The sequence below is a fragment of the Anabaena subtropica FACHB-260 genome (assembly GCF_014697105.1).
GTDB lineage: Bacteria > Cyanobacteriota > Cyanobacteriia > Cyanobacteriales > Nostocaceae > Trichormus > Trichormus subtropicus.
Genome location: NZ_JACJRF010000076.1, coordinates 1 through 12374, shown reverse-complemented (window position 1 = coordinate 12374; position 12374 = coordinate 1). Strand labels below are relative to the sequence as shown.

Annotated in this window: 10 protein-coding genes; 7 read left to right on the top strand and 3 right to left on the bottom strand. The window is 39.0% G+C overall.

Annotated elements, in window-relative coordinates; all coding sequences use genetic code 11:
* Positions 1–386: 386 nt before the first annotated feature.
* On the top strand, positions 387–2969 hold the full coding sequence (locus H6G18_RS23795; protein WP_190409558.1) for a GAF domain-containing protein: 2583 nt from the start codon (positions 387–389) through the stop codon (positions 2967–2969).
* Between the two features lie 16 nt (positions 2970–2985).
* Here the strand turns inward: H6G18_RS23795 and H6G18_RS23790 are convergent, their stop codons facing one another.
* Complete coding sequence (locus H6G18_RS23790) at positions 2986–3819, bottom strand: SWIM zinc finger family protein (RefSeq protein ID WP_190409557.1); 834 nt, start codon at positions 3817–3819, stop codon at positions 2986–2988.
* 199 nt (positions 3820–4018) lie between these two features.
* Between H6G18_RS23790 and H6G18_RS23785 the strand changes: the two genes are divergently transcribed.
* Positions 4019–4942: an ABC transporter substrate-binding protein gene (locus H6G18_RS23785; protein WP_190409556.1), complete on the top strand. Its 924-nt coding sequence runs from the start codon at positions 4019–4021 to the stop codon at positions 4940–4942.
* 85 nt (positions 4943–5027) lie between these two features.
* On the opposite strand, the gene H6G18_RS23780 is transcribed toward H6G18_RS23785, so the two are convergent.
* Complete coding sequence (locus H6G18_RS23780) at positions 5028–5462, bottom strand: ferritin-like domain-containing protein (RefSeq protein ID WP_190409555.1); 435 nt, start codon at positions 5460–5462, stop codon at positions 5028–5030.
* Between the two features lie 591 nt (positions 5463–6053).
* On the opposite strand from H6G18_RS23780, the gene H6G18_RS23775 reads away from it, so the two are divergent.
* From H6G18_RS23775 to H6G18_RS23755, 5 genes are all read left to right on the top strand, one after another.
* Positions 6054–6830 carry an energy-coupling factor ABC transporter permease gene (locus tag H6G18_RS23775; RefSeq protein WP_190409554.1) on the top strand — a complete coding sequence of 259 codons (777 nt, stop codon included), beginning with the start codon at positions 6054–6056 and terminating at the stop codon, positions 6828–6830.
* Positions 6817–7119 (top strand): energy-coupling factor ABC transporter substrate-binding protein, encoded by a 303-nt coding sequence (locus tag H6G18_RS23770; protein WP_190409553.1) that lies wholly within the window; start codon positions 6817–6819, stop codon positions 7117–7119. Before H6G18_RS23775 ends, H6G18_RS23770 begins: the two co-directional genes overlap by 14 nt.
* A complete protein-coding gene (gene cbiQ, locus H6G18_RS23765) occupies positions 7116–7916 on the top strand; it encodes a cobalt ECF transporter T component CbiQ (RefSeq protein WP_190409552.1) in 801 nt (266 codons plus the stop codon). Before H6G18_RS23770 ends, cbiQ begins: the two co-directional genes overlap by 4 nt.
* A 26-nt stretch (positions 7917–7942) precedes the next feature.
* Positions 7943–8767, top strand: coding sequence for an energy-coupling factor ABC transporter ATP-binding protein (locus tag H6G18_RS23760; RefSeq protein ID WP_190409551.1), 825 nt, complete (start codon positions 7943–7945; stop codon positions 8765–8767).
* A gap of 431 nt (positions 8768–9198) precedes the next feature.
* Positions 9199–10248 carry a tellurite resistance TerB family protein gene (locus H6G18_RS23755; protein ID WP_190409550.1) on the top strand — a complete coding sequence of 350 codons (1050 nt, stop codon included), beginning with the start codon at positions 9199–9201 and terminating at the stop codon, positions 10246–10248.
* 128 nt (positions 10249–10376) lie between these two features.
* Here H6G18_RS23755 and H6G18_RS23750 read toward each other — a convergent pair whose 3' ends face one another.
* Positions 10377–12002, bottom strand: coding sequence for a tetratricopeptide repeat protein (locus H6G18_RS23750; protein ID WP_190409549.1), 1626 nt, complete (start codon positions 12000–12002; stop codon positions 10377–10379).
* Positions 12003–12374 lie beyond the last annotated feature (372 nt).

Here is a 12374-nt window from a genome sequence, read left to right as displayed (position 1 = left end):
CTGGCTGTGGAGGCTTAGACATTAGTCAGCCCGTGAAGCAGCAAGTCTCTTATGTGAATTTGAGATGCTCCCGCTATATTGCTTGCAATTAGCGGGAGAGTTGTCACGAGTATATTAAGTCAAGTATGTAATAGCTTGATGTGCTGATATAAATATAAACTTAGCGATCAGCTACTCTGGGCGGAACGTCATCGCCTCCGCGTTATCGTCTATACAACCGTGGTTTGACTGGGACAGTTTATTGGATAACAGCAAAACCAGTATTAGAGCAGGATGACGCTGACTAAACTAAAGATTACACTGTGTGTAATGTCCATGCTCGTTGCTTTTAGCAACACTTAAATAAATTCTTAAAAGTTTAAATCCTGTTATATCAAAAATTACCTATGTCATTGCAACAGCGTAATTTTGGGGAGACTGGCGATTTGATGATTGGTGTGCAGAACCAAGAACAAAACTTGCCAGCAACTTCGTCTCCTGTCGGCACACTAGCCCGCAAAAAAGGTACTATTTCTACATTTCTTGCTCCCTTAACTCAGGATACTTTTAAACAAGTTGTTAGAGAAGTCGAGCAAAAACTTCAGATTGTGCATCAAACCCTGTCGATGTTGGATTCTCACGGGTTTGAAAATATTCTGCAAGAAATGTTGCAGTCGATTACCTTAAAAACTGGGGAATTGTTGGGAGCAGACCGAACGACCATATTTTTACTGGATGAAGAAAAACAAGAACTATGGTCAATTGTCGCCGCAGGAGAAGGCGATCGCTCCCTAGAAATTCGCATCCCCGCCAACAAAGGTATTGCAGGTGAAGTCGCTACTTTTAAACAAGTAATTAATATACCGTTTGATTTTTATCACGATCCCCGTTCGATTTTTGCTCAACAACAAGAAAAAAACACTGGCTATCGTACCTACACTATGTTGGCTTTACCCTTACTAAGCGAGCAAGGGCGATTGGTAGCGGTGGTGCAGTTACTCAATAAATTAAAATCCTACAGCCCCTCCGATGCACAACTGGCAGAAAGGATTGATACTAAAGGTTTTAGCAATGCGGATGAGCAGCTATTTCAAGAATTTGCACCATCAATTCGCTTGATATTAGAGTCGTCACGCTCCTTTTATATAGCGACTCAAAAACAAAGGGCGGCGGCGGCGATGATGAAGGCGGTAAAGTCCCTCAGCCAAAGTAGTCTGGATTTAGAAGATACCCTCAAGAGGGTGATGGATGAAGCCAAGGAACTGATGAACGCCGATCGCAGTACCTTATGGCTAATAGACCGCGATCGCCATGAACTCTGGACGAAAATTACTCAAGATAACGGTTCTACCAGGGAGTTGCGTGTACCTATAGGTAAAGGTTTTGCGGGTATAGTCGCTGCATCTGGTCACAAACTCAACATTCCTTTTGATTTATACGACCATCCAGACTCGGAAACAGCTAAACAAATCGACCAGCAAAATGGCTACCGTACCTGTAGTTTATTATGTATGCCCGTATTTAACGGCGACCAAGAATTAATCGGGGTAACTCAACTGGTAAATAAAAAGAAAAACGGAGATTTCCCCCCTTATAATCCATCTTCTTGGCCATCAGCACCCGAATGCTTCCAAGCGAGTTTTGACCGCAATGACGAAGAGTTCATGGAAGCTTTTAATATCCAAGCCGGGGTGGCATTACAAAATGCTCAGTTGTTCGCTACAGTCAAGCAACAAGAGCAAATGCAACGGGATATTCTGCGGAGTCTTTCTAATGGTGTGATTTCTACAGATAAAGCAGGGACAATTATTGCTGCGAATGAAAGCGCTCAACGTTTGTTGGGTTTAGAATCAGAAGACCGTTTGGAAGGTAAGCTAATTAGTGAAGCGATCGCCATTAAAGAAGGTGATTTCAGTAAATGGTGTGGGGATGCTTTACACGGAACAGACATCAAACGCCGCCAGCAATATTATCCTGACCGCACGCTCGTCAGCAGTGACACAGCACAACATAGCATTAATTTATCTATAAATACCATCGCCGATGCCAGCGACCCCCAGCAAGTTTGTGGCGCGTTGGTGGTGATGGAAGATATTAGTGATGAGAAGCGCCTCAAAAGTACCATGTATCGTTACATGACCCAAGAATTAGCAGAAGAACTGCTGAAATTAGATGATGCTAAATTGGGAGGCGATCGTAAAGAAGTTTCCATCCTCTTTTCTGATATTCGTGGCTACACTACTTTGACCGAAAATCTGGAAGCAGAAGAAGTGGTAAGTATGCTCAATGAATATTTTGAATCAATGGTAGAAGCTGTCTTTAAACACAAAGGTACTCTCGATAAATACATCGGTGATGCCATCATGGCCGTGTTTGGTTCCCCTCTTCCCCTAGAAGAACACGCTTGGATGGCAGTACAAACATCTATAGAAATGCGCCATCGCTTACACGAATTTAATCAACGGCGTTATGCAGCTAATAAACCGAGAATCAAAATTGGTATTGGCATCAACTCTGACACTGTAATTAGTGGCAATATTGGCTCTAGTAAACGCATGGAATTTACAGCCATTGGTGATGGGGTGAATCTTGGTTCTCGCTTAGAAAGTGTAAGTAAGCAATATGGTTGCGACATTATTCTTAGCGATAATACTTTTAAACCATGCCAAGACAATATCTGGGCCAGGGAGCTAGATTTTATTCGTGTCAAAGGCAGAAATGAACCAGTATCTATATATGAGTTAGTCGGTGTACGTTCTGACCCCATTAGTAGTGAACAATTGCAGGTAATTGAACATTATCACAAAGGTCGGGAATACTACCTCAAACGCCAGTTTCCTTTAGCAAGAGCAGAGTTTGCCAATGTTTTGGCAGTTGATAAGCATGACAAAGCCTCAATGTTGCACCTACTACGCTGTCAGCATTGGTTACAATCACCCCCGACAGATACAGAATGGGATGAAGGAGTCTGGACTTTTCAAGATAAATAGAATTACGAATTAGGAATTAACTTCCCACATTCATGGCTGCTAACATGGCCTTTTGGCTAACTTCTTTGTAGAGGGTTTCCAGATATTTCATTACTACATCGCTAGAATTGAGATTTACTGAACTTTCTTCATCTTTTGCTAGAGGTATTGCGCCTAATATATCTAATAAAGTCTCGCTAGTTGATGGCGCAATTACGACCAAAGAAGACTCTATTGGCTGATTATATTGCCAAAATGAATCAAGTTTAATATTGGATTGGGTGCTAGAAATCGGTAATTTAGTCTCAGATGTTTCTATAACTTTAACTTCAAATTTTGCACTACGTAATTGACGTAAATCGCTAATAATTTTCTCTTTAGTGCGTCCGCGTAATTGAAATAGTACAAACGGGTCTTCACTAAATCTGTCTCCTAACTGATAATATACTGCACCAACGTGTTTACAAGGGTTGGCTTTATCAGGACAGGAGCATTTACTGTGGACATCAGACAAAGTAAAGGGAAATAAAGAAAGCCCGTTACTTGTAAATACTTCTTCAATATTTTGGGGCATTTCTCCTGCTAATAGCTTGGCAGCAAATACAGCCTTCTGGGACATAGTTTCAATTACATAGCCCCACTCTTCATCACTAAATGGGTCAAGAGATAAGGAAACTTTATAAGGTTCCTCTTCACTACCTTGGACTCTCGCTAATACTTTTGCGCCTTTAAACTCAATACTCAAAACATTACCTTGACGAGAATAAATTCTTGCCCTTTCTAAACGTTTTTTAAAGCGATAGGAATCAAGTAAATCTAACCACCTTTGTGACCACCATTCACGGCTTGCTTGTAAAGTATAAGTAGTCATAATTAATTACGGATGACGTAGTTTGCTTCTTGAATGTTTGTAGTAAGAGCTACAGTTCTTACCACGAGCCAAGTTAACTAATTTTACATTGCAATTAAAGTATTAATCCTATGGTCTGATTTATTCTTGACAAATTAAATGATATACAGTGAACCCTAGACTCTAACATCTATATCTGTACCCAAAAAGGAATTTTGATATGCTTCATCGTTGGATATTGTCTATTTTCGCAATTCTGTTGAGCATAATCTTAACTGCGTGTAATACTAATAATACTCAGCAGCCACAAGCACAAAGTACGCAAAATATCGCAACATCTAATACTAGTTCTCAGGAATTACCAAAAGTATCTGCTAAAAGAGTTGTCACACTCTCTTCTCTTACTACTGATATTATCTCTCAACTTGATCAAACGAAGCTTGTGGGTATTTCTGGTAGTACATTATTCAAAAATGATCCTCGATTCCACGATATTCCCCGTGTCAGTGAAGGTCAAAGTCCTCCCAATTTAGAGAAAATTCTTGCACTCAAGCCAGATTTAGTCATTGGTGCAGAAGGTTTTTCCAATCAACCAATTCAACAGATACAGCAATTAGGTATTTCTACTTTACTTACTCAAGTAAATAGATGGAAATCTTTGGAAGATGTTACGAAAGAATTGGCTCAATTAATTGATGTTAATCCCCAATCTTTGTTAGAACGTTATCAAAGTTTTCTACCAGAGGAACCAAGGACAAATACTTCTACTTTAGTTTTGGTTAGTAGTCAACCAATTTTAGCCCCAAATAAAAATAGCTGGGCTGGAGATTTGCTAGAAAAATTCCAAGTAAAAAACTTAGCAGCAGAATTACAAGGACAAAGCCCAATTTCAGGTTATGTTACTCTTTCGGCTGAGAAAGTTTTAGAAGCCAATCCAGAGGTAATTATTTTGATCACCCCTCCTCAAGGTGGTTCAGAAACAGCAATTTTAGAGTCTTTTAAAAAAGAAGGTTTTTGGCAAAAACTGCGAGCAACTCAAAATAATCGAATATATGTTTTTGATTATTATGGATTGATAAATCCAGGCAGTATAGATGCTATAAAGAAGACTTGTGAGCAGCTTAAACAAAATTTGTTAAGTTAGAAATTTATCTAGGAATATAATTTGATAATTGCAAAAACAAAGTCAATAGTCCATGTTATGACTACGAACTATTGACTATTGACTATTAGATAAAGTCTCGAAGCATTTTTTTCAATTCGAGATTGTGCAGTTCTTCCTGTCCAATCATGCTGCGAGCAAATTCTTCTAGATAAATGCTAGCATTGGCTACAGTCTCTAACAAAGCTTTATACATTTCTAATGCTTTTCTTTCATGATTTAAGCTTTCTTGTAGAATATCCTTGACTGAATGCTTGTAGGTTTCCTCCATTGGGGCAATTCTCAGAGTGGGATGCCCATCTAAACCTGTGAGGATTTCTCCTACTTGTTGAGCGTGAAGTAGAGATTCACTGGCTTGTGCTTTGAAAAAAGCAACAATAGGAATGCGATTAGGGCCTGTCACCATCAAGGAATAATGTGTGTAGCGCACTACTCCTGCGAGTTCAAATTCCATGATGGCGTTGAGTAGGTCGATGGTCTTGTTTTGGTCAAGCTCTTGCATTGGTGGTTGATTACAATTACGAATGGAGCGTCATGAGTCAAAGGTTACAGGTGTTAAAAGACTAAATAATGTTCATTTTTAACTTTTAACAACCTCTCTTCATCTTTTATTTTTAATAGATATTATGATGATTTATCATAAATGAGATTTTTTATCAACTAATAAAGAAAAAGCAACATTGTCATGTCACTTCTCTAGGACACGCTAGGCGAACGTAGAGAAGACTTCAGTTTTCCAAAATATTTAAGCACTTTAGTGCCTACTACAAACTTTTCGAGATTGAAGCAAATCTCAGTTAAAATACTGTCTTATGGTATAAAAAAATCAACATATTGACTACCGAATCGAGAAAAAATTTGATGTATTTACCACCAATATCTGTATATAAAGGTAACCCAGACAATACAGATATAGCAGCATACTAAATATCAATGGTAAGCTTTAATGCACCTATATAGAATTAACCAAGGATTCATGATGTTAGTAATTGTCTGGAATTTTTAATTTTTACTTGTGAATTGTTGGTTAGGGTATAAGCTAGTTTAGACTATTTCGATGAAATATATTTTTTAGGTATAAAGTGTGCCGAGAATGATTCTCAAGTCGAAACGTGCATCGATAATCCTTATAGGGATTCTGAGCTTTTATCTGATTGTGAGCGCATCTGCGCCAGCTTATGGGATGCACATTATGGAAGGCTACCTACCGGCAGAATGGGCAGCTTTTTGGTGGTTGGTGGCGTTACCGTTTATGATTTTAGGCGTGCGATCGCTCACACGGATCACTAAAGCTAACCCAGAACTAAAATTATTGTTAGCATTGGCAGGTGCTTTTACTTTCGTACTATCAGCCTTGAAATTGCCCTCAGTAACAGGTAGTTCTTCTCACCCCACAGGTACAGGCTTAGGAGCTATATTATTTGGGCCTTTAGCAATGTCTGTGTTGGGTAGTTTAGTGTTGTTATTTCAAGCATTGCTGTTGGCGCATGGTGGTTTAACAACACTGGGTGCAAATGCCTTTTCAATGGCGATCGCTGGGCCATTTGCCGCCTATTGGATCTATCATCTGATAATCAAGTTAACTGGTAAGCAAAGAATCGCTATCTTTTTAGCAGCAGCTTTAGCAAATTTGCTCACATACATCATTACTTCTATACAACTAGCTTTAGCTTTTCCCGCATCTGTTGGGGGTTTTATCGCTTCATTTACCAAATTTGCGGGGATTTTTGCCATTACCCAAATCCCTCTAGCCATTAGTGAAGGATTGCTGACTGTTTTAGTCTGGAACTGGTTACAATCCTATTCTCCTCAAGAACTCCAACTATTGAAATTAATCCAAAGGGAACCTCAGAGCCATGAATCAATCTAAACAAGGAATAAGTAATTGGCTATTGATAGCAGGAGTCATTACTTTGGCCATCTTACCGTTAATATTTGTCCGAGGGGCGGAATTTGCAGGTGCAGATGGACAAGCTGAAGAAGCGATTGGTGAGGTGAAGCCTGGATATGAACCTTGGTTTAGACCTTTATTTGAACCACCTAGTGGAGAAGTAGAAAGCTTATTATTTAGCTCACAAGCGGCGTTAGGTGCGGGTATTATTGGTTATGCAGTTGGTTTATATAAAGGGCGTTCCCAACAGCAAAGGAATAAGGAATGACCTTACAAATAGATACCCTTGCTTATACTAATAAATTGCGGCGATTAGCGCCAGAGCAGAAGTTACTGTTTGCGATCGCCTTACTCATCATCACAGCTTTTGCCCATCCCCAAGTTCGATTATTAATTGCTGTTTGGATGGGGATTTGGACTGTATTTTATGCAGGTATTCCCGCAAAAATTTATCTGAAGTTAGTTTATATTGCGATTTTTTTCTGGATAACTAGTCTACCAGCTTTAGTAATTAACAGCGTGACAATTTCTCAGATAAATTTAGTGCAGGATGATGCCGTATATGGGGTAAATGTAGGCTTTTATTATTTATATATCAGCCATCACGGAATTGAGCAAGCATGGCAAATATTAACACGAGCGATCGCCTCTATTTCCTGTTTGTATTTTGTCATGTTCACTATCCCCTTTACCGACTTACTACAAACTTTACGGCGTTGCGGCTTCCCTGTGCTGATCACAGATTTATTATTGTTGATGTATCGGTTTATTTTCGTTCTATTAAATACCGCTTCAGAATTATGGACTGCTCAACAAGCTCGTAGCGGTTATAGCAGCTTTGGTATCAGTATGAAAAGTTTATCATTATTGATTAGTCAATTGTTCCAACGCACCTTAGAAAAGTATCAACAAGTTTCCTTAAGCTTGGCATCACGGGGCTTCAACGGTGAATTTCAAGTTTGGCATCCCCGTCGTTATTATTTGTCCAAACGCTATGCTATAGAAGCGATTCTCGGATGTCTGATATTAATAGAGTTGGAATGGAATATTTATTTTATTAAGTAAATTTTAAATTACCCCAATGGGTGGCAATGCAGCAGTCATTACTCACATTTGAACAAGTATATTATACCTACCCAGGCGCACGACAATCTGCACTAAATGGTATAACACTACGGATTCCCCAAGGCAAAAGATGCGCTTTAATTGGGAGAAATGGTTGCGGTAAAACAACTCTATTTTCATTAGCAAATGGTTTGTATAAACCACAAAAAGGTCGTGTATATTGGCAAGGTGAACCCCTGCAATATGACCGTAAAAATCTCATAGAATTACGTCAAAAAGTTGGGTTAGTCTTCCAAAATCCAGAGCAACAATTAGTAGCCTCTACTGTTGAAGAAGATATTTCTTATGGCTTATGTAATTTAGGATTACCAAAATCAGAAATTCAACAGCAAGTTACCCAAGCGTTAAGAGAATTTGAATTAACGGAATTAGCCGAAAGACCAGTACATCACTTGAGTTTAGGGCAGAAAAAGCGTGTCTCTTTAGCTGATGTTATGGTTTTAAGACCAGAACTACTATTATTAGATGAACCAACTGCATATCTAGATAGACCACAAAGCCGTAACTTCATGGCAATCCTCCAAAAAATTTATGAATCTGGAACAACGATACTCATGGCTAGTCATGACTTGGATTTAGTTTATTGTTGGGCAGAGTGGATTTTTGTGATGGATGAAGGAAGACTTATTTTAGAAGGTAAACCGCAAGATATTTTTTCTCAAAGGAAAATTCTTGAAGGTGTACAGTTAGGTCTACCACTGATATATGAAATTCTTATTACAGAAGGATTAGCTACTGAAGAACATAGTTTAGAAAAATTTCGCCAGAGAATATTGCAGCTTTTCTATTAATTTTAATTTTGCCAAAAATATCTGGATACTGGATTTTTTACAAAATGCTGTTGGCAAATCAGGGATGACAACCCTCACTGTGCCAAAATTTTGGATCACGGTGTACTTCTGTACGGCCCTACATTCATCTATCTGTCACAAAAATTATGGAAGTTAGTATTATTAATATTTTCTTAAAACAATTTTAATCTTAGGTCTTATGACAGGCGATCGCCTCTGCAAATGTAAAGAAATATATAACCAATGGATGGTAATTTATTAATAAAAATAATTCAATTGTTAGAGGATAAAATTTTAAGGTTATGTTACTAATAATTTGCTATGACCGTACAAATACCGCATTTCGTAGATGAAAAATTTTTTTCCTTTTTCCTATTGTTATGTAAGTCCCAGGTTTTCAGTAAGCTCACATTTCACCAGAGGTAATACTTATGACTAGTTATGAGCAGATTTTTAACTCAAAACAGACCATAGAAGAATCACTCAGCCCAGAAGAAGCCGTTGCGGCGATCGCAGTTGTTACGGCTATTGCAGATTCTACTATTGAACAAATAGATCCAGCGAGTTTAGCGGGTATTCTTTGGGAATTTGAGGTTTTTGCCGAATATTCAGAAGATGAAATCATTGAAATTGTTGATGAACTCATAGTCATTGCAGCAGATGAAAGCATTGGTGCTTTGTTTAATGCTGCGAGTCAAGCCCTCTCTGATGATTTAGTTTGGGATGGTTTTGCGGCGGGGATAATTATACTCTTAGACGAAGAAGAACTAGTGGTTCCCCAACAGAAACAGGCTTACCTCAAAAAACTTCAGGAAGCATTAGAACTGGAAGATGATGAAGCTCAAGAAATTATCCAAGAGGTAACAGCCGCCTTTCAAGAGGCAGAAGATGAAGATTACTTAGACGATGAAGAAGATATTCCAGTAGAAAATTACAGTGATAAGGTTTACGAATCACCCTTAGGTAATTTCACTGTACCCATTCCTGTTGATGCCCAACAAGGAGGAAAAATTCAAACTCAAGAAGGTGTAGTTGGTTTCTCTGATGACTTCGGTACTTTATTGAGAATTGATTATTATCCAATACCTCCAGAGCAATTAGAAGAACTCGACTCTACTGAAAAGCAAGAATATCTCCGCTCAATTATGGTCGAAAGATATGTACCTCAAGCAATTTTGTATAATTTATCAGATGCGGAAATAAAGCATACAGAATATCAGGAAAATGCGACATTAGGCTATTATTATGCTCTAGTTGATATGCCCAATGGCTCGACAATTTCCCAACACGAAAACAACGGAAATATTACTAGATTGAACGCCTATAGAGGGCTGATTTCCTTTATTAAAGATGATTTTTTGTATATAATTAGCAGCCAGCGTAGCTTTTTCAATGGTGATACTCCTGATTCTATTGAAGAAGAAGCTGAAAATATTAAAGAAAGCATTTTAGAATTTGTTGAGACTATAGAGTTTACCTAATGACACATTGTGAAGGTGGTTCTGCTAGCCAATATTCTTTGAAGCGCGAAACAATCCCCAACTATTAGCTTATTTTAGTTGGGATGTTTTTAATTTGTATTAAGTCTAAGAGATAGAAACCCTTTTTTTTACAACTGTTCTATTTCTAATTGAGTATCGGCATTTTTCCAAGCTGTGGCAAACTCGGATTGAATCTGTTGTGATTGAGCATTTTTTTCTAATGCTTGCAAACTAACTTGCAATCCGAATAAAGAACGTCCGTTATGGGGATATTTTGCCAAGTCAGCTTGAAAGACTGTTTCTGCGTCTGCATAATCGCCCTTAGCTAACAGTACACCCCCCAATGCTTCCCTTGTAGGGAAGTACCAGTCTGGAGGTTCTACATAATCAAGGGCATCTTCTGCGGCTACTGCTTGTTGCAGAATTTCAATAGCAGAGTTGTAGTCATGGTTGGCTTTGGCAATTTTGGCATCAAGCAATTTTTGAGCAAGATTGAGAATACGACTGGCGGGAGTGAAGCCAATAGTCGCCTCGGCTGGAATAATATGTGTTGCAGCTAGTAAGGCTCGGCTTTCATCTGCTGCATCTTTCATGTCACCTTGAGCCGCGTATGCCAAACCGCGAGTAAAATGCCAAATAGCTGTGGTAGTGGGCAGTGTAGTATGGGGAACCGGGGTTTGTAAAACTGCATCCCAGTCGCTAAATCGCGCTTGCATCAGCATTTTATTGCCCAGAAATCCCTCAAGCATAGGTAAATGAGGGTCTATAGAAGTAGCATGAGCTACTAATTTATCAGCAGCTAGCAGGGCATCATGGTATCTACCTACCATACTGTTAGCTACCATCAAGAAGTGTAGATTGTGGCTAAGATACAACTGAGGGTAAATACCCCGGATTTGATTGTGACAGATGTAAGGTACATCTTGAGCGATCGCCTGCTCATTTACTCGTCTTGCTCGCTCATAATCTCCCACTCGAAAATAAATATGGCTAGGCATATGTACCAAATGTCCCGCAGTCGGAGCGAGATTTTCCAATCGCTTTGCACTTTCAAGAGCGCGTTCTGGATGTAATGATGCTTCTATTGCATGAATATAGTAATGATTAGCTCCAGCATGGTTAGGATCTTTTTGCAGTACTGATTCTAAAACAGCCACAATCTCTTCTGTATCTGGTTGTGGTTTACCATCGTGTGTCCAAAGTTGCCAGGGATGTAAATCCATTAAACTTTCAGCAAACAGGGTGGCTGCATCTAAGTCATTAGGGTAGCGTTGAGTGAGAGTTGCCATTGCTTTGGCATAATCTACATCTAATTGATGTAAATCTGCTTGGGTATCTGGAGAATAGCGTTTGGCTAGGGCTGTAATATAATCTTTTTCTGGGGCTGATGCTGCACGGGAAAGTGCCAAAGCTTCCTGTATTGCTTGATAAGCGAGTTGTTCTTTTTCAGTAGTAATAACAGCATTAATGTTTGGCCCCAAAGCCAGAGCAATACCCCAATATGCCATTGCCATCTGGGGATCAAGTTCGGCAGCGTGTTTAAAAGAACGCACCGCTTCGTCATGATTAAAAGCGTAAACTAAATTTAATCCTTGGTCAAAAAACTTTTGGGCTTCAGAATTTTGGGTAGAAACGGGATGGTGGTCTGTTCCCAGTCCAGGTATTATGGTGTACGGCGGTTTTGTTTGAGCAAAGGCCTCACCAGGTAAGACTAAATACAGTATGAGTACCCAAACTACAAGTAAGTACTTCATATATAGACGCTGGTTGTCTAAGGTTTTTGATATTCGCTATCTAAATTACAGTTACTAGAGCCAGCATTACGCATCTTACTAATTGCGGAGAGTGGCGATCGCCTATTTTAATAACTGTTAAAATCAGGGAAATAACTTTTAATGTGGATTAAGTCTTGAAACCCTTGTAATGTAATTTCGGGCGTTGCATCCTAGACGATTCATGTAGCAATTTTGCTCGTTATGAGTTCAGAGGATGAGAAGACTCTAAAAGAAAGAATAAAGAAAAACAAAAACCCCATTTTCGTGTAAGAAAAGGGGGTTTTTGAGTAGAGTATAGAACCTGGCACCGAGCGATTGTGGCGTAGGGCAACCCCTAAACTATCGTAGCCG

What these genes read in the sequence shown, in the direction of transcription:
- H6G18_RS23785 (WP_190409556.1), top strand. Translation starts at nt 4,019, where the DNA reads ATGCTTCATCGTTGGATATTGTCTATTTTCGCAATTCTGTTGAGCATA.
- H6G18_RS23750 (WP_190409549.1), bottom strand. Translation starts at nt 12,002, where the DNA reads ATGAAGTACTTACTTGTAGTTTGGGTACTCATACTGTATTTAGTCTTA.
- H6G18_RS23755 (WP_190409550.1), top strand. Translation starts at nt 9,199, where the DNA reads ATGACTAGTTATGAGCAGATTTTTAACTCAAAACAGACCATAGAAGAA.
- H6G18_RS23760 (WP_190409551.1), top strand. Translation starts at nt 7,943, where the DNA reads ATGCAGCAGTCATTACTCACATTTGAACAAGTATATTATACCTACCCA.
- H6G18_RS23795 (WP_190409558.1), top strand. Translation starts at nt 387, where the DNA reads ATGTCATTGCAACAGCGTAATTTTGGGGAGACTGGCGATTTGATGATT.
- H6G18_RS23780 (WP_190409555.1), bottom strand. Translation starts at nt 5,462, where the DNA reads ATGCAAGAGCTTGACCAAAACAAGACCATCGACCTACTCAACGCCATC.
- H6G18_RS23775 (WP_190409554.1), top strand. Translation starts at nt 6,054, where the DNA reads ATGATTCTCAAGTCGAAACGTGCATCGATAATCCTTATAGGGATTCTG.
- cbiQ (WP_190409552.1), top strand. Translation starts at nt 7,116, where the DNA reads ATGACCTTACAAATAGATACCCTTGCTTATACTAATAAATTGCGGCGA.
- H6G18_RS23770 (WP_190409553.1), top strand. Translation starts at nt 6,817, where the DNA reads ATGAATCAATCTAAACAAGGAATAAGTAATTGGCTATTGATAGCAGGA.
- H6G18_RS23790 (WP_190409557.1), bottom strand. Translation starts at nt 3,819, where the DNA reads ATGACTACTTATACTTTACAAGCAAGCCGTGAATGGTGGTCACAAAGG.